This window comes from Anoxybacillus andreesenii (assembly GCF_030813005.1).
Classification (GTDB): Bacteria; Bacillota; Bacilli; order Bacillales; family Cytobacillaceae; genus Robertmurraya; species Robertmurraya andreesenii.
Genome location: NZ_JAUSTU010000016.1, coordinates 59,387 through 76,052, shown reverse-complemented (window position 1 = coordinate 76,052; position 16,666 = coordinate 59,387). Strand labels below are relative to the sequence as shown.

General features: G+C 43.7%; 16 protein-coding genes, 2 rRNA genes and 1 riboswitch. Of the genes, 16 read left to right on the top strand and 2 right to left on the bottom strand.

Annotated elements, in window-relative coordinates:
- The 15 genes from J2S07_RS15865 to purD form a co-directional block, all read left to right on the top strand.
- Positions 1-94: ribosomal RNA gene (locus tag J2S07_RS15865) — 23S ribosomal RNA — on the top strand; the annotation flags it as partial.
- A gap of 241 nt (positions 95-335) precedes the next feature.
- Positions 336-452, top strand: a 5S ribosomal RNA gene (rrf, locus tag J2S07_RS15860).
- Between the two features lie 189 nt (positions 453-641).
- Positions 642-845 carry an NETI motif-containing protein gene (locus J2S07_RS15855; RefSeq protein ID WP_307151386.1) on the top strand — a complete coding sequence of 68 codons (204 nt, stop codon included), beginning with the start codon at positions 642-644 and terminating at the stop codon, positions 843-845.
- Positions 846-986: 141 nt separating this feature from the next.
- Positions 987-1,087, top strand: a riboswitch (purine riboswitch).
- A gap of 192 nt (positions 1,088-1,279) precedes the next feature.
- Complete coding sequence (gene purE, locus J2S07_RS15850; protein ID WP_307151385.1) at positions 1,280-1,768, top strand: 5-(carboxyamino)imidazole ribonucleotide mutase; 489 nt, start codon at positions 1,280-1,282, stop codon at positions 1,766-1,768.
- Complete coding sequence (gene purK, locus J2S07_RS15845; protein WP_307151384.1) at positions 1,755-2,894, top strand: 5-(carboxyamino)imidazole ribonucleotide synthase; 1,140 nt, start codon at positions 1,755-1,757, stop codon at positions 2,892-2,894. Before purE ends, purK begins: the two co-directional genes overlap by 14 nt.
- A 16-nt stretch (positions 2,895-2,910) precedes the next feature.
- The gene (purB, locus tag J2S07_RS15840) at positions 2,911-4,203 is read left to right on the top strand and encodes an adenylosuccinate lyase (protein WP_307151383.1); all 1,293 of its coding nucleotides are present in this window, start codon (positions 2,911-2,913) and stop codon (positions 4,201-4,203) included.
- Positions 4,204-4,283: 80 nt separating this feature from the next.
- Positions 4,284-5,003, top strand: coding sequence for a phosphoribosylaminoimidazolesuccinocarboxamide synthase (gene purC / locus J2S07_RS15835; RefSeq protein ID WP_307151382.1), 720 nt, complete (start codon positions 4,284-4,286; stop codon positions 5,001-5,003).
- Positions 4,996-5,250, top strand: coding sequence for a phosphoribosylformylglycinamidine synthase subunit PurS (gene purS, locus J2S07_RS15830; protein ID WP_307151381.1), 255 nt, complete (start codon positions 4,996-4,998; stop codon positions 5,248-5,250). The genes purC and purS overlap by 8 nt, the downstream gene beginning before the upstream one ends.
- The gene (gene purQ, locus J2S07_RS15825) at positions 5,247-5,930 is read left to right on the top strand and encodes a phosphoribosylformylglycinamidine synthase subunit PurQ (RefSeq protein ID WP_307151380.1); all 684 of its coding nucleotides are present in this window, start codon (positions 5,247-5,249) and stop codon (positions 5,928-5,930) included. Before purS ends, purQ begins: the two co-directional genes overlap by 4 nt.
- Positions 5,914-8,133: a phosphoribosylformylglycinamidine synthase subunit PurL gene (gene purL, locus J2S07_RS15820; protein WP_307151379.1), complete on the top strand. Its 2,220-nt coding sequence runs from the start codon at positions 5,914-5,916 to the stop codon at positions 8,131-8,133. Before purQ ends, purL begins: the two co-directional genes overlap by 17 nt.
- A complete protein-coding gene (gene purF / locus J2S07_RS15815; RefSeq protein ID WP_307151378.1) occupies positions 8,118-9,530 on the top strand; it encodes an amidophosphoribosyltransferase in 1,413 nt (470 codons plus the stop codon). The genes purL and purF overlap by 16 nt, the downstream gene beginning before the upstream one ends.
- 121 nt (positions 9,531-9,651) lie before the next feature.
- Positions 9,652-10,692 (top strand): phosphoribosylformylglycinamidine cyclo-ligase, encoded by a 1,041-nt coding sequence (gene purM / locus J2S07_RS15810; protein WP_307151377.1) that lies wholly within the window; start codon positions 9,652-9,654, stop codon positions 10,690-10,692.
- Positions 10,689-11,270, top strand: coding sequence for a phosphoribosylglycinamide formyltransferase (gene purN / locus J2S07_RS15805; RefSeq protein ID WP_307151376.1), 582 nt, complete (start codon positions 10,689-10,691; stop codon positions 11,268-11,270). Before purM ends, purN begins: the two co-directional genes overlap by 4 nt.
- Complete coding sequence (gene purH / locus J2S07_RS15800) at positions 11,271-12,806, top strand: bifunctional phosphoribosylaminoimidazolecarboxamide formyltransferase/IMP cyclohydrolase (protein ID WP_307151375.1); 1,536 nt, start codon at positions 11,271-11,273, stop codon at positions 12,804-12,806.
- A 157-nt stretch (positions 12,807-12,963) separates the two neighbouring features.
- Positions 12,964-14,232, top strand: a complete 1,269-nt coding sequence (purD, locus tag J2S07_RS15795) for a phosphoribosylamine--glycine ligase (RefSeq protein ID WP_307151374.1) — start codon at positions 12,964-12,966, stop codon at positions 14,230-14,232.
- Here the strand turns inward: purD and J2S07_RS21970 are convergent.
- A complete protein-coding gene (locus J2S07_RS21970; protein ID WP_370872852.1) occupies positions 14,210-14,299 on the bottom strand; it encodes an EYxxD motif small membrane protein in 90 nt (29 codons plus the stop codon). The genes purD and J2S07_RS21970 overlap by 23 nt on opposite strands.
- Before the next feature lie 71 nt (positions 14,300-14,370).
- Positions 14,371-14,661, bottom strand: coding sequence for a YgaP family membrane protein (locus J2S07_RS15790; protein ID WP_307151373.1), 291 nt, complete (start codon positions 14,659-14,661; stop codon positions 14,371-14,373).
- Positions 14,662-14,897: 236 nt separating this feature from the next.
- Here J2S07_RS15790 and J2S07_RS15785 point away from each other — a divergent pair, with 236 nt between their 5' ends.
- Complete coding sequence (locus J2S07_RS15785; RefSeq protein ID WP_307151372.1) at positions 14,898-16,640, top strand: adenine deaminase C-terminal domain-containing protein; 1,743 nt, start codon at positions 14,898-14,900, stop codon at positions 16,638-16,640.
- The last annotated feature ends 26 nt before the right edge of the window (positions 16,641-16,666 follow it).

Genomic DNA, 16,666 nt, shown 5'->3' with positions numbered 1-16,666 from the left:
AGAACCCTGAAAGATGATCAGGTTGATAGGTCAGAGGTGGAAGCGTGGTGACACGTGGAGCTGACTGATACTAATCGTTCGAGGACTTAACCAAATAGAAAAGCGGAGGCGACTGCTTAGCTTCGACAGGCGTTGGAGAGCCGGTCATACAAATCCTGGTTTTGGATTTGTGGGAACGGATTGAAACGACCGAGAAGTTAGGAGCCGAAGCTAGACAAGTAAGAAAGCGATATTCAGTAATTTCTCTTCTTCACTCATTATCTAGTTTTGAGGGAATAATTTCTCTTGAAATAATGGTTAAAATCAGTATAATAGAGTATGTCTTGATTATTTGGTCCGGTGACGATGGCGAGAAGGTCACACCCGTTCCCATACCGAACACGGAAGTTAAGCTTCTCAGCGCCGATGGTAGTTAGGGGCTGTCCCCTTGTGAGAGTAGGACGTTGCCGGGCGAGCGAAGAGTATCCAGTAGAGGGTACTCTTTTTCTTTTCAAAAAAATTGTCCGTAAGGACAAGAAGATACCGGAGGCTGCTAAGGATATAATTGCTTCTAATGGGGAAAAATTATACTATTATAGTAAAGGCTGACGATTTAGTCGTTGGCCTTTTTCCATACATAGATGAATGAAAGGAAAATTGTGATGGGTGAGTCGAAAAGAAAACTCATATTTGAGGTAAAAGAAGATGAGACGATAGATGAGTGTCTAGATAGGATTGAGAAGGAAGGTTACACGCCGATTAGAAGAATGGAAAAACCTATTTTTCAAGAAAAGAAAAATGGTTCTTCTGTGGAGTATGAACCCATTGGGAGGCAAATTATCTTTGAAGCAAAGAAAAAAGAGTAGAAAATACGAACATTAGGACAAAGTTGGTATCAAATTGTTCGAATTTTTATTGACACTACCTGTTACTCTTGATAAGATGTTAGTGAAGATAATTGAAACTAAGAGGACGTTTTTGTACGAAATGTCGATTTAGAACGATCTCATCTAAATAAGTGAAAGCCTCATATATAATGGGAATATGGCCCATAAGTTTCTACCCGACAACCATAAATTGTTGGACTATGAGGAAAGTAAATATGACTGGATGACGTATGATTTTTCGCGGGTGTAGTAGTGTGAGGTAGACGGGAAATGAAATCGCCTCATCTATTGATATGCCTAAAATTGATCAATCATGTCCCGGGCAGATTGCTTTCCTACTATAGAGGAAGCAGTCTGATCCGGGTTTTTGTTTTTGGTAGACCTTTACAGATTGTTTAAAATGGAGGAGAGCCATGAACGCACAAGTAGCTGTCATTATGGGAAGTACATCAGATTGGGAAACGATGAAACATGCCTGTGAGGTATTGGAGCAATTGGAGATTCCGTACGAAAAAAGGGTGGTATCGGCCCATCGAACACCGGATCTCATGTTTCAATATGCGGAAAAAGCGAGGGAACATGGCTTCAAGGTCATTATTGCTGGGGCTGGTGGTGCCGCTCATTTACCTGGAATGGTCGCAGCGAAGACAACCTTACCTGTGATTGGTGTGCCTGTTCAATCGAAAGCATTAAATGGATTAGACTCATTGTTATCGATCGTTCAGATGCCAGGGGGCGTACCTGTTGCAACCGTGGCAATCGGAAAAGCAGGGGCTACCAATGCCGGATTATTAGCAGCGCAAATTCTTGGTACTACGGACAAAAACATCGCAGAGAAACTAGACGAGATGAGAGAAAAGACGAGAGAATCTGTCATGGAAAGTAGTGATGAGCTTGTCTAATATCATTTTGCCAGGACAAATGATTGGAATTATTGGTGGTGGCCAATTAGGTCGGATGATGGCACTTGCAGCGAAGGCTCAAGGCTTCCGCATTGCTGTCCTTGACCCAACGGAAGATTCCCCTTGTGGTCAGGTTGCCGATGTGAAAATCGTTGCCGAATACCATGATATGAAGGCGATTCAGGAGCTAGCTGAGGTCAGTAATGTAATTACATATGAATTTGAAAATATTGATGCCGCTGCATTGAATTGGCTTTGTGAACATGCCAACGTCCCTCAAGGGAAAAAGCTCCTTGAAATGACACAGAATCGCATAACGGAAAAGAAGGCAATCGAAAAAGCAGGGGCCGAAGTAGCACCTTATCAAGTGATTGAATCCATGGACGATCTCCAGTCTTCCGTCGAGCAACTCGGTTACCCTTGCGTGTTGAAGACCGCAACAGGTGGCTATGATGGAAAAGGACAGCTAGTGCTCCAATATGAAGAGGATTTGACGAAAGCCGAAAAGCTTGTTCAGTCAAATGCATGTGTACTAGAAAAATGGATTTCATTTGAAAAAGAAATCTCCGTTATCGTGACAAGAAATCCAAATGGAGAGACTGTTGTTTTTCCAGTTGGAGAGAATATTCATAAGGACAATATTCTCCATCAAACAATTGTACCCGCAAGGATTCATCAAGAGGCTGAAAAAAAGGCGATTCAGCTTGCTAAACAATTAGCGGAGGCCTTCGAGCTTGTTGGAACATTAGCAGTGGAAATGTTCCTCACGGAAGAAGGGAAAATATACATTAACGAGCTTGCGCCAAGACCACATAACTCGGGGCATTATTCAATCGAGGCCTGCGTGACCTCACAGTTCGAGCAGCATATTCGTGCTGTGTGCAACTGGCCGCTTGGCAGTACAGAGCTATTGAAGTCCGCAATCATGGTGAATATTCTTGGGGAACATCAAGAAAAGGTATTAGACAGAATTTCGAAATACCCGAATTGGAAAATTCACTTGTATGGAAAAGAAGAAGCGAAGATAAAAAGAAAAATGGGCCATGTCACCATTTTACACGATTCAGTGGAGGAAACCCTTTTGGAAATTGACAGCAGTGGAATTTGGGAACAGACAAAGATATAGATCGGGGGATAATAGAATGATTGATCGTTATACAAGACCAGAAATGGGTGCCATTTGGACAGAGGAAAACCGCTTTAAAGCATGGCTCGAGGTTGAAATCTTAGCCTGTGAGGCATGGTCAGAGCTCGGTGAAATTCCAAAAGAAGATGTAAAGCTCCTAAGGGAAAATGCTTCCTTTGATATTCATCGCATAAAAGAAATCGAAGAAGAAACTCGCCATGATGTAGTTGCGTTCACTCGTGCCGTTTCAGAAACATTGGGTGAAGAAAGAAAATGGGTTCATTACGGTCTAACCTCAACAGATGTGGTCGATACAGCCTTATCTTATATCCTAAAGCAAGCCAACGAAATCTTGCTTAAGGACCTGGAGAACTTCATTGAAATTCTCAAAAATAAAGCTCAAGAACATAAATATACCGTGATGATGGGGCGTACCCACGGTGTCCATGCCGAGCCAACGACCTTTGGACTGAAGCTTGCCCTTTGGTATGAGGAAATGAAGCGCAATCTCGAAAGATTCAAGCAGGCTGCAACGGGAATCGAGTACGGGAAAATTTCTGGAGCCGTTGGGACCTATGCGAATATTGATCCATTTGTCGAAAAATACGTCTGCGAAAAGCTAGGCTTACAGCCAGCGCCGATTTCTACCCAGACGCTGCAAAGGGATCGCCATGCGCACTATCTGTCTACAATTGCATTAATTGCGACCTCAATTGAAAAATTTGCAGTAGAGATCCGCGGTTTGCAAAAGAGTGAAACCCGAGAGGTTGAGGAATTTTTTGCGAAGGGGCAAAAGGGATCTTCTGCGATGCCGCATAAACGCAATCCAATCGGCTCAGAAAATATGACAGGGCTTGCTCGTGTCATTCGTGGGCATATGCTAACAGCCTATGAAAATGTGCCATTATGGCATGAGCGTGATATCTCTCATTCGTCAGCGGAGAGAATCATTCTACCAGATGCAACGATTGCCTTGAATTACATGCTTAACCGTTTCGGAAACATCGTCAAAAATTTAACGGTCTTCCCGGAGAATATGAAGCGCAATATGGACCGGACCCTTGGACTTATCTACTCCCAGCGCGTACTGCTCGCTTTAATCGATAAAGGATTAACGCGTGAAGAGGCTTATGATACGGTTCAGCCAAGAGCGATGGAAGCGTGGGAAAAGCAAGTTCCATTTAGAAGCCTAGTAGAGGCAGATGAGACGATTGCCAATAAGCTTTCACCAGCAGAAATTGAGGATTGCTTTGATTACAACTATCACCTCAAACATGTCGATACCATTTTCGAACGGCTCGGTTTGTAATTTCAGGATAAGTGTCCGCCTTGAGCGGACACTGTCCACGAACGGTACCAGGTACCAAATTTTCATAAGGGGGCTCTTATATGGAAAAGAGAGCGTTGTTATATGAAGGAAAAGCGAAGAGAGTGTATGAAACCGATGATGCACAGTTTGTTTGGATTGAGTATAAGGATTCTGCAACAGCCTTCAATGGTGAAAAAAAGGCGCAAATTACTGGTAAGGGCCGCCTAAATAATGAAATTACGAGCTTAATATTTTCAAAACTTGAAAGAGAGGGAATTGCCTCACATTTTGTGAAAAAACTCTCTGAAACGGAACAGTTAGTAAAAAAGGTTAAGATTATCCCTCTTGAAGTCGTGGTCAGGAATGTAGCGGCTGGAAGTTTCTCAAAGAGACTAGGAATTGAAGAAGGGAAGCCGTTAACAAGGCCAATTGTCGAATTTTACTACAAAGACGATGATTTGGGGGATCCATTGTTAATTGAGGATCATATCGAAGAATTGCAGCTTGCTAGAAAAGAAGAAGTTGCCGCTTTGAAATATAAAGCTTTGCATGTCAATAAGGTGCTATCCCATTTATTTCTAGAACTAGGTATTCGTTTGATTGATTTCAAGCTAGAGTTTGGAAAGGATGCAGAGGGGAATATCGTGCTTGCAGACGAAATTTCTCCTGATACATGTCGATTATGGGATGCGAACACAAGTGAAAGACTTGATAAAGATGTGTTCCGCCGAGATTTAGGGAACCTAACGGAAGCCTATGAAAAAATATTAGCAAGACTTGGAGGTCCTTCTCATGTATAAAGTAAAAGTCTATGTAACCTTAAGAGAAAGTGTTCTCGATCCACAAGGGGCGGCTGTAAAGAATTCATTACAATCGTTAAGCTACCACGAGGTAAAGGACGTTCGGATCGGAAAGTATATGGAACTCACAATTGAAAAATCAGAGCGCGCTGTGGAAGAGATCGTGAAGGAAGTGTGTGAGAGCTTGCTTGCGAACCCAGTGATTGAGGATTACCGTTATGAAATTGAGGAGGCTGTTGCTCCGTGAAATTTGCTGTCATCGTGTTTCCAGGCTCGAACTGTGATGTTGACATGTACCACGCCATTAAGGATGAGTTAGGGGAAGAGGTAGAGTATGTATGGCATGATGCCGAAAGCCTCGATGAATTTGATGGCATCCTTTTACCTGGGGGATTTTCCTATGGTGATTATTTGCGCACAGGTGCGATTGCCCGTTTCAGTCGAGTAATGCAGGAGGTTGTAAAAGCAGCACAAGCTGGAAAGCCCGTCCTTGGCGTCTGTAATGGATTTCAAATTTTACTAGAGAGCGGTCTGCTGCCAGGAGCCATGAGAAGAAATGAAAGCTTGAAATTTATCTGTCGACCAACCAAGCTAAAGGTTGAAAACAATCAAACGATGTTCACTTCATTATATGAAGAGGGTGAGCTTGTCACAATTCCAATTGCCCATGGTGAAGGGAACTACTATTGTGATGAAGAAACACTGCAGAAACTAATCGAAAACAAGCAAATTGTTTTTACTTATGAGAACAACCCGAATGGATCGTTAGCCAATATTGCCGGGATTATCAACGAACAGGGCAATGTCCTTGGCATGATGCCACATCCTGAAAGAGCAGTTGACGAATTACTAGGTGGAGCGGATGGATTGAAGCTGTTTAAGGCGATCGTGAAGCAATGGAGGGAAGCAAATGTCATTAAAGCTTGAGCCAAGTCCAGAACAAATTAAACAAGAGAAACTTTATCGAGAAATGGGTTTGACGGATGAAGAGTTTGCGATGGTCGAGGGAATTCTCGGACGCACTCCTAATTATACGGAAACAGGTCTCTTCTCTGTTATGTGGTCCGAGCATTGCAGCTACAAAAACTCTAAGCCTGTATTAAAACGATTCCCGACTAGTGGAGAACGAGTCCTTCAAGGTCCAGGGGAGGGTGCAGGAATCGTTGATATCGGTGACAAACAAGCGGTTGTCTTTAAAATCGAAAGCCATAATCACCCATCCGCCATTGAGCCCTATCAAGGGGCCGCAACAGGTGTGGGTGGAATTATCCGCGATGTCTTTTCAATGGGAGCAAGACCGATTGCCTTATTAAATTCTTTACGATTCGGGGAATTAGATGCTTCTTCTCGTGTACGTTACCTTTTTAAAGAAGTTGTTGCAGGAATTGCAGGCTATGGAAATTGTATCGGAATCCCAACGGTTGGCGGAGAGATTCAATTCGATGCTTGCTATGAAGGAAACCCTCTCGTCAATGCGATGTGTGTCGGCATCATTGATCATAAGGATATTAAAAAGGGTCAGGCTCATGGAGTGGGCAATACAGTGATGTATGTAGGGGCAAAGACAGGCCGTGATGGCATTCATGGGGCCACCTTCGCATCGGAAGAGTTAACCGAAGATTCCGACGAAAAACGCCCGGCCGTTCAGGTGGGTGATCCCTTTATGGAGAAATTGCTCATTGAGGCTTGTTTAGAGCTGATTCAATTGGATGCCCTCGTCGGCATTCAGGATATGGGAGCAGCTGGCCTCACAAGCTCATCTGCTGAAATGGCAAGTAAAGCAGGTTCTGGTATTGAGATGAATTTGGATTTTGTACCACAGCGGGAAACGGGCATGACTGCCTATGAAATGATGCTGTCTGAATCGCAGGAGCGTATGCTGATTGTCGTAAAAAAGGGCCGTGAGCAGGAAATCGTTGATCTTTTTTCCAAATACGGTCTAGAGGCAGTTGCAATTGGACATGTAACCGATGATAAAATGCTTCGCCTCCTTCACAAGGGTGAAGTGGTAGCAAACGTACCAGCTGATGCACTAGCAGAGGATGCGCCTGTGTACCATAAACCGTCTAGTGAGCCTGCTTATTTTCGTGAGTTTCAAGCAATGGAGAACGATATACCACAAGTGGAGGATTATAACGAGACCCTTATAATCCTTTTAAAACAACCGACCATTGCTAGTAAAGAGTGGGTCTACGATCAATATGATCATATGGTCCGAACCAATACGGTCGTCGCACCTGGCTCAGATGCAGCGGTCGTAAGAATTCGTGGAACGAAGAAGGCACTTGCGATGACAACCGATTGTAACTCCCGCTACATTTATTTGGACCCAGAAACTGGCGGAAAAATAGCAGTGGCAGAGGCTGCTCGTAATGTCGTCGCATCAGGTGCTGAACCGTTAGCGATTACAGATTGCTTGAATTTCGGTAACCCAGAGAAGCCAGAAATTTTCTGGCAATTTGAAAAATCTGTTGACGGAATGAGTGAGGCATGCCGTAAGCTAAACGCACCTGTGATCGGTGGAAATGTTTCCTTATACAATGAAACAAATGGAACGGCTGTCTATCCAACGCCTGTTGTCGGTATGGTTGGCTTAGTCGAAGACCTGGAACATATTACGACTCAAGTGTTTAAGGGAGACGGAGATCTGATTTATCTTGTTGGGGAAACGAAGGATGAATTCGGTGGAAGTGAGCTCCAGAAGTTGACCTACGGGAGAATCTTTGGGAAAGCACCAGAAATTGATTTAGATATCGAAGCGAAAGTACAGAAGCAAGTGTTAGCGGCGATTCGTGCCGGCGTTGTGGCTTCTGCCCATGATATCGCTGAAGGCGGTCTTGCTGTGGCTTTGGCTGAAAGCTTATTTGGTACAAAAGGACTTGGCGCCAAGGTTAAGGTGGAAGGGAATATTACCTCTGCTCTCTTCAGTGAATCTCAGTCCCGCTTTATCATTTCTGTGAAAAAAGAGCATCAGGAGCAATTTGAGCAACTAGTTGATGCGGTGAAAATAGGAGAAATCACTGATTCTGCAAAGCTAGAAATCTATGCGAATAATAAGGTTGTCATCAATCAAAAAGTAGCAGACTTAGAGGATGCTTGGAGGGGAGCTATTCCATGCTTGCTGAAATAAAAGGCCTTAATGAAGAGTGTGGCATCTTTGGAGTTTGGGGACATCCGAACGCAGCGCAAATTACTTATTATGGCTTGCATAGTCTTCAGCATCGGGGCCAGGAAGGATGCGGAATTGTGGTAACCGATGGAGAGAGACTGAAGGGAATAAAAGGGGAAGGTCTTGTCACTGAGATCTTCTCCCAGGAAGCCCTGCAGCAATTGAACGGAACGGGGGCCATCGGACATGTCCGTTATGCAACTGCCGGTGGCGGTGGCTATGAAAATGTTCAGCCGCTTTTGTTTCACTCTCAGTCTGGCAGCCTGGCATTAGCACATAACGGAAATCTTATTAATGCCTCGGCATTAAAACAACAGCTTGAAGCGCAAGGGAGCATTTTTCAAACGAGCTCGGACACAGAAGTGCTGGCTCATTTGATTCGCCGGGGAGGGAATACCCCGTTTGTTCAACAGGTGCATAATGCTTTATCGATGCTAAAAGGGGCTTATGCTTTTCTCATCATGACAGAAACCCAGCTGATGGTTGCTCTTGATCCGAATGGGATGCGCCCATTGTCCATTGGGAAATTAGGAGATGCATACTTAATTACCTCTGAAACCTGTGCTTTTGATATTGTAGGAGCAAAATTTGTTCGTGATGTTCAGGCGGGAGAACTGGTTATTATTGATGATGAAGGCATTCGTACCGAACAGTATGTACTTCCAGCGAATCAAGCGATGTGCTCGATGGAGTATGTGTATTTTTCCCGTCCTGACAGTAATATTCAAGGCATCAACGTTCATACAGCAAGAAAGCGTCTTGGGAAGAAGCTTGCCAAGGAAGTGCAGATAGAAGCAGATGTCGTCACAGGAGTGCCGGATTCTAGTATTTCTGTTGCTATCGGATATGCGGAGGAATCGGGAATCCCATATGAAATGGGTTTGATAAAAAATAAATATGTTGGCAGAACGTTCATTCAGCCATCTCAAGTCTTGAGAGAGCAGGGTGTGAAGATGAAGCTGTCGCCTGTTCGTGGTGTAGTAGAGGGAAAACGAGTAATCATGGTGGATGATTCGATTGTACGTGGTACGACAAGCCGGCGCATCGTGACGATGTTGAAGGAAGCCGGAGCGACAGAGGTCCATGTGGTCATTAGCTCGCCGCCGATTCAGCATCCATGCTTTTATGGAATCGACACCTCGACGAAGGAAGAGCTGATGGCTGCTAATCATACGGTTGAAGAAATGAGAGAAATCATCGGTGCGGATTCTTTAACCTTTTTAAGCTTAGAAGGTTTGCTTGAAGGTATTGGCAAGAAAAGCTCGGATGAAAACTGCGGACAATGTGTGGCCTGTTTTACAGGTAAATATCCAACGGAAATCTATCCAACCACGGTTAGAGCCTACGAAAACGTCTAATACAGCGACATGAAAGATGTCGCTTTTCTTTTCTAAAGGTTATTTTTTGGGACGGCTTGAGGCCATTCCATAATATCAAATCATATGAACACAGCATTTCTACAATGAAGGAGGTCTTGAAATGGCAGGCGCATACAAGAGTGCCGGAGTGAATATTGAGGCAGGCTATGAGGCGGTTACTCGAATGAAGAAGCATGTAGCCAGAACGAAGCGGCTAGGCGTTCTTGGTGGACTCGGCGGCTTCGGTGGAATGTTTGACCTATCAGCTCTGAATCTGAAGGAACCGGTTCTTGTCTCCGGCACTGATGGTGTGGGGACAAAGCTAATGCTTGCTTTCATGATGGATAAGCACGACACAATCGGGGTCGATGCTGTTGCCATGTGTGTCAATGATATCGTTGTGCAAGGAGCAGAACCTCTTTATTTTCTCGATTACATTGCCTGTGGCAAGGCAGAACCGGCAAGGATTGAAGCGATCGTAAAAGGGATTGCCGATGGCTGTGAGCAGGCTGGCTGTGCATTGGTTGGAGGAGAAACAGCCGAGATGCCAGGCATGTACAATGCAGAGGAATATGATCTGGCTGGATTTTCTGTCGGTGCTTGTGAAAAATCAGCCCTTATTACAGGAGAGAATATTCAAGCAGGAGATGTCCTTATCGGATTAGCCTCCAGTGGTATCCATAGCAATGGTTATTCTCTCGTGAGAAAAGTTTTCTTTGAGCAAGCGAAGATGTCCCTACATGACCATGTGGAAGAGCTTGGTTGTACCCTTGGGGAGGAACTACTACGCCCGACCAAAATTTATGTCAAACCGCTGTTAGCTGCGATGAAGAAATTTGACATAAAAGGAATGGCGCATATTACTGGCGGAGGCTTCGTTGAAAATATTCCACGTATGCTTCCGGCAGGACTTGGGGCAGAACTCGACGAGAGCGGCTGGGAAATCCCTCCTATTTATACATTGATGGAGAAGCTCGGAAACCTTGAACGAGACGAAATGTACAATATTTTTAATATGGGAATGGGTATGGTTGTTGCAGTAAACCCAGAACATGCCGAAGAAGTCATTCAGTATTTTAATGATTTAGGGGAAAAAGCCTATCAACTTGGCGTTGTTTCCAATCGAGAAGGCATTCTGATGAGCGGGCGGAGGTTAGGATGAAAAGAATCGCCATATTTGCTTCAGGGAGCGGGAGTAATTTTCAAGCGATCGTGGATGCGAAAAAGAAGGGTGAACTCGCTGCCGATATTTGCTTGCTCGTTTGCGACAAGCCGAATGCTTATGCGATCGAGCGGGCGCGCAATGAAAACATCCCTACCTTTGTCGTTCAAGTGAAGGATTATCCGAAAAAGGAAGATTATGAGTTCGCTATATTAACGCAATTACGAGATTATGAGGTTGATTTTATCGTTTTGGCTGGCTATATGAGGTTAATTGGCCCTACTCTTTTAGAGGAATTTGAGGGAAAAATCATTAATATTCATCCGTCCTTACTGCCTGCTTTTCCGGGGAAGGATGCCATCGGTCAGGCGCTGGCAGCAAAGGTGAAGGTAAGTGGTGTGACCGTTCACTATGTTGATGCAGGCATGGATACGGGTCCAATTATTGCGCAAAGGGCAATCAATATAAGTGAGAGCGAAACACGAGAGTCCTTACAAACGAAAATTCATGAAATCGAGCATGAGCTTTACCCATCGGTCATTGAACAACTGCTAACAAAAAGCGGGGAGGTCATTTGAATGAAAAAACGGGCATTAATCAGTGTTTCAGATAAAAGCGGCATTGTTGAATTTGCGAAGAAATTAAGTGATTTAGGTTATGAAATCATTTCAACAGGTGGAACGAAAAAGGCGTTAGAAGAGCAGCAAATTCCTGTTATCGGTGTGAGTGAGGTAACTGGGTTTCCGGAAATTTTGGAGGGACGGGTTAAAACGTTAAATCCATATATTCATGGGGGACTTCTTGCGAAATTTGCGGAAAAAAGTCATCAGGAGGAGTTGGCTGAACACGATATTGAGCCCATACATATTGTCTGTGTGAATCTGTACCCCTTCCAGCAAACGATTGCGAAGCCAGATGTCACGGTGGAGGATGCAATTGAGAACATCGATATTGGTGGGCCAACGATGCTCCGTGCCGCAGCAAAGAATCATGAATATGTGACAGTTGTCGTCGATCCGGCAGATTATAATGTGGTGGTTGAGGAAGTGCAGAATAAGGGAGAGACATCGATTAAAACCCGCCGTAAGCTCGCAGCCAAGGTTTTTCGCCATACAGCGGCCTATGATGCAATGATTGCGGAATACATGACCGAGCTTGCAGAGGAGGAAACACCGGAAAAATTAACGGTTACCTATGAGTTAAAGCAATCTCTCAGATACGGTGAAAATCCTCACCAAAAGGCAGCTTTTTACCGTAAGCCATTGGGATCTGTTTTTTCCATTGCGAATGCCACTCAGTTACATGGCAAAGAATTATCCTACAATAATATTAACGACGCCGATGCAGCTCTGCAAATCGTAAAGGAATTTACCGAACCAGCAGCTGTAGCTGTAAAACATATGAATCCTTGTGGAGTAGGGACTGGCGAGGATGTATTCAATGCTTTTACGAGAGCATTTGCCGCTGACCCTGTTTCTATTTTTGGTGGAATTGTGGCCTTCAATCGTGAAGTGGACAAGGTGACGGCAGAAAAGCTACATGAAATCTTTCTTGAAATTGTTATTGCACCATCTTTTTCAGAGGAGGCTCTGGGAATCTTAACTGGAAAGAAAAATCTCCGTCTCTTAACGATTCCATTTGATGAACAGGCGAAGGCAGAGATGAAATTGACCTCCATTGAGGGCGGTTTGCTTGTTCAGGAGCAGGATCGCTTCTCCCTAAAGGAAGCAAGCATTTCAGTTCCAACGAAGCGAGAGCCTACGGATGAGGAATGGAAGGCACTGGAGTTCGGTTGGAAAATTGTGAAGCATGTTAAATCCAATGCGATTGTTGTAAATAGCGAAAATATGACATTAGGAATCGGTGCGGGGCAAATGAATCGTGTCGGCGCTGCCAATATTGCGCTTGAGCAGGCCAATACCAAAGCGAACGGGGCTGTGCTCGCATCGGATGCCTTTTTCCCGATGGATGATACGGTCGAGGCTGCGGCCAAAGCAGGCATTACTGCGATCATTCAGCCCGGAGGCTCGATTCGTGATGAGGATTCGATTAAGAAGGCGGATGAGTACGGCATTGCGATGGTCTTTACTGGGGTAAGGCATTTCAAACATTAGGGCTGTTTCAAAGTAAGTGTTGTTCTTAGCCTTATACGTGTGCGTGAGCGGGTTTTATTCGGTACGAAACTATCGTGAACGTACACGTGTAAGGCGGTATGCTGCTCAATGATACATAGTAACTGGGCCAAATTAAAATGGTTTGGAGGTAGGGTGCATGAAGATATTAGTGGTCGGACGTGGCGGACGAGAGCATGCGATTTGTCGCAAGGTAAGTGAAAGTCCCGTCGTCGATAAGGTATTTGTAGCTCCTGGGAACGATGGGATGACGGATGTAGCTGAGCTTGTTGCTATTGAAGAGAATGATCAGGAAAGGCTAGTTGATTTTGCCTTGTCCGAACATATTGATTTAACGATCATCGGACCAGAGGTACCATTACTAGCTGGGTTAGCAGATCGGTTTCGTTCTGAAGGGCTAGCTGTATTTGGACCAAGCCAAAAAGCCGCTGAGATCGAGGGAAGTAAATCATATGCTAAGAATCTGATGAAGAAATATGCCATTCCTACGGCGGAATATGAAGTGTTTACGGATTATGAGTCGGCAAGAGCCTATGTGCTAAAAAAGGGAGCACCAATTGTCATTAAAGCGGACGGTTTAGCAGCGGGGAAGGGTGTTACTGTGGCTCTGACACTCGATGAGGCCTTAACTAGCCTAAAGGAAATGATGGAAGATGAGAAGTTCGGTGATGCTTCCTCCACGGTTGTTGTTGAGGAGTTTCTTGCTGGTGAGGAATTCTCGCTTATGGCATTAGTGAATGGGGAGAATGTAATTCCACTTGAGATTGCGCAAGATCATAAAAGGGCTTTTGAAGGTGACAAAGGTCCAAATACCGGTGGAATGGGAGCCTATTCTCCAGTACCACAAATTGGTGATGATGTGATTCAAACGGCGATATCCACTATTTTAGAGCCAACAGCAAAAGCACTTGTCAAAGAAGGCAGGAGCTTCTGTGGAATTCTCTATGCAGGCCTGATCAAGACCGAGAACGGTCCGAAGGTTATTGAGTTTAATGCTCGTTTTGGTGACCCTGAGACACAGGTCATTCTTCCGCGCATGAAAACGGATTTAGTTCAAGTAATAGTAGAATTGCTGGATGGCAAAGAGCCGCAAATTGAATGGGATAATGAGGCTATGATCGGTGTGGTTGTCGCTGCAAAAGGCTACCCGGACTCCTATGAAAAGGGTGCTCCATTAATAGGAATTGAAGAAATCTCTTCAGAGTTATTTGTATTTCACGCTGGTACGAAGAAGAAGGATTCCCGTTTTGTGACGAATGGTGGACGTGTTTTATTGGTCGGGGGGAAAGCAACTACTTTGGAAGAAGCACAGTCCCTTGTCTATAAAGAATTGGAAAAGCTTCAGTGTGAGGAGATTTTTTACCGCAAAGATATAGGCTTTAAAGCTATCGAGCCTGTTTTCGATTAGATTTTCTAATATACACAAATAAAAGGGCTACGATGCTCCCAATCAAGACCGTAAGTACAAATGACATATCCGTGAAATATTCCCAAAACATTTTTCTCAGCTCCTTTACTCATCCCCCCTCATAAAGGGGGGAATTCTTTAGGTTTGATTAAATGGAAGGATCTCATTCAGTCCTGTGTCTAGCCCATCCTTATTGTTATTTCCATCCATCATGTCTTGTCCCTTTTCAACCAATGCAGTTACAGGGCAATACTTGACAATGCCTTCCCCAACCTTCATTGCTCCCATGATTGCCATGTATAAATACCTATCCCGCCATGGTCTTTTCACCATTTTGGCTGTGCTCCAAGCGAGGATCGTCAAACCACATGTGATTCGGATGAGTGCGTTTAATGTCCCGATGTTTTGCTTTACTTTCAATATGGTCACTCCTTCACATTTTTTTAATATATTTTTTTAATTCTTTAATGCGTTAAACGACGAATTATGGTACTCTATTATAGAAGATATGAAAGGGTTTTCTTTCCTTTCAATGGCATTGTTAATGTTTTTCTCAGTATGACGAGCAACGAACTACACATAAGGCGGCATGATTAAACAGTCCTTTTTTTAAAAATAGAGCCAATGTCAATACATCACAGTATTTTCAAAAGGGAGGGAGCATTGTGCTAGAACAACGGTATCGTTGGAAGAACAAACAGATTAGAGAGCATGTTTCCGTCTTAGATGGGAAGCTGGCACCAACGATCTTATTAAAAGATGCATGTTATTTAAATCAGGTTTTTCGAAAATGGGTAACAGCTAATATATGGATTTATGAGGATCGAATTGTCTATGTGGGTGACAAGCTACCAGACAATATGTCAAGCTGTGAAGTCGTCGATTGTGCGGGCCAATATCTAGTCCCTGGCTATATTGAACCACATGCACACCCATTTCATTTATATAATCCCCATTCGTTAGCTAGGTATGCATCTCAATTTGGAACGACTACATTAATAAATGACAATATGATGCTCCTTTTGCAGTTAGAAAAAAAGAAAGCGTTTTCTTTGCTAAGGGAGTTGAGAAATATCCCGACATCCATGTATTGGTGGTGCCGATTTGATGCACAAACTGAAATTCTTGATGAGGTGGATATTTTTTCCCATGCCGATGTGAAGTCCTGGCTTGAGCATGATGCGGTATTGCAGGGTGGAGAGCTAACGGGTTGGCCGAAGCTTTTAGATGGGGACGATATGATGCTTCATTGGATTCAAGAAACAAAGAGGATGAGGAAGAAGATTGAAGGTCACTTTCCAGGAGCTTCGGAAAAAACATTGGCCAAAATGACTTTGTTTGGTGCAGATTGTGATCATGAAGCCATTAACGGGGAGGAAATTTATCATCGGCTGATGCAGGGATACATGGTTTCGTTAAGACATTCCTCGATTCGCCCTGATTTACCGGTTCTTCTTGATGAAATTCAAACACTAGGCATTGAACATTATGATCAGTTTATGTTTAATACAGATGGTTCGTCGGCTTCCTTTTACGAGGCTGGAATTATTGATAACATGATTCGGATGGCCATCGAAAAGGGTATCCCAGTCGTGGATGCCTATAATATGGCAACAATTAATGTCGCCCGTTATTATAATTTGGAGTATCTACATGGAAATATTGCGACAGGAAGAGTTGCGAATATCAATTTCCTTGAGAATGAGAAGAATCCTACACCTGTTTCTGTTTTGGCAAAGGGAAAGTGGGTCAAACGGGATGGGAACATCATCGATCAATATAACGATATCAATTGGCAGGAGCATGGTTTAGATGCATTGAACATTGATTGGGATTTAAGCCCTGATGATCTTCAGTTTTCAATGCCATTTGGTATTCAAATGGAAAACTCTGTTATTACGAAGCCGTATTCCATATCTATTGATTCGAATTATGATCAAATCTCTGATTCCCATGATGAGTGTTTTTTTATGCTCATTGATCGGGAAGGAAAATGGAGAATTAATACGGTCGTAAAAGGATTTGCGAAAAGCCTCCCAGGCCTTGCGAGCTCTTATTCTTTCACTGGTGATATCGTCCTTATCGGGAAGGATAAAAATGAAATGCTTAGAGCTTTTAATCGCTTAAAGGAAATAGGCGGAGGAATTGTCGTTAGTGAGGCTCAAGAAATAGTCATGGAAATTGCTTTGCCACTCAAAGGAGTTATGTCCGATAAAACGGTCGAAGAGCTTATTGAGGACGAGAAAAAACTCTCCTCTTACTTAGTTGAAAGAGGCTATAAATTTAACGATCCGATTTATTCATTATTATTTTTTACATCCACTCATTTACCATACATTCGGGTCACCCAACAGGGGGTTTATGATGTTATGAATAAAATGGTACTCTTTCCAACTATAGTGCGTTAAAATATAAAAGGATTTTTCTATATGAG

Bases quoted from the DNA above. Each gene is read 5' to 3' on its own strand.
- J2S07_RS15855 (WP_307151386.1), top strand. From the start codon at position 642: ATGGGTGAGTCGAAAAGAAAACTCATATTTGAGGTAAAAGAAGATGAG.
- purE (WP_307151385.1), top strand. From the start codon at position 1,280: ATGAACGCACAAGTAGCTGTCATTATGGGAAGTACATCAGATTGGGAA.
- purK (WP_307151384.1), top strand. From the start codon at position 1,755: ATGAGCTTGTCTAATATCATTTTGCCAGGACAAATGATTGGAATTATT.
- purB (WP_307151383.1), top strand. From the start codon at position 2,911: ATGATTGATCGTTATACAAGACCAGAAATGGGTGCCATTTGGACAGAG.
- purC (WP_307151382.1), top strand. From the start codon at position 4,284: ATGGAAAAGAGAGCGTTGTTATATGAAGGAAAAGCGAAGAGAGTGTAT.
- purS (WP_307151381.1), top strand. From the start codon at position 4,996: ATGTATAAAGTAAAAGTCTATGTAACCTTAAGAGAAAGTGTTCTCGAT.
- purL (WP_307151379.1), top strand. From the start codon at position 5,914: ATGTCATTAAAGCTTGAGCCAAGTCCAGAACAAATTAAACAAGAGAAA.
- purF (WP_307151378.1), top strand. From the start codon at position 8,118: ATGCTTGCTGAAATAAAAGGCCTTAATGAAGAGTGTGGCATCTTTGGA.
- purM (WP_307151377.1), top strand. From the start codon at position 9,652: ATGGCAGGCGCATACAAGAGTGCCGGAGTGAATATTGAGGCAGGCTAT.
- purN (WP_307151376.1), top strand. From the start codon at position 10,689: ATGAAAAGAATCGCCATATTTGCTTCAGGGAGCGGGAGTAATTTTCAA.
- purH (WP_307151375.1), top strand. From the start codon at position 11,271: ATGAAAAAACGGGCATTAATCAGTGTTTCAGATAAAAGCGGCATTGTT.
- purD (WP_307151374.1), top strand. From the start codon at position 12,964: ATGAAGATATTAGTGGTCGGACGTGGCGGACGAGAGCATGCGATTTGT.
- J2S07_RS21970 (WP_370872852.1), bottom strand. From the start codon at position 14,299: ATGTCATTTGTACTTACGGTCTTGATTGGGAGCATCGTAGCCCTTTTA.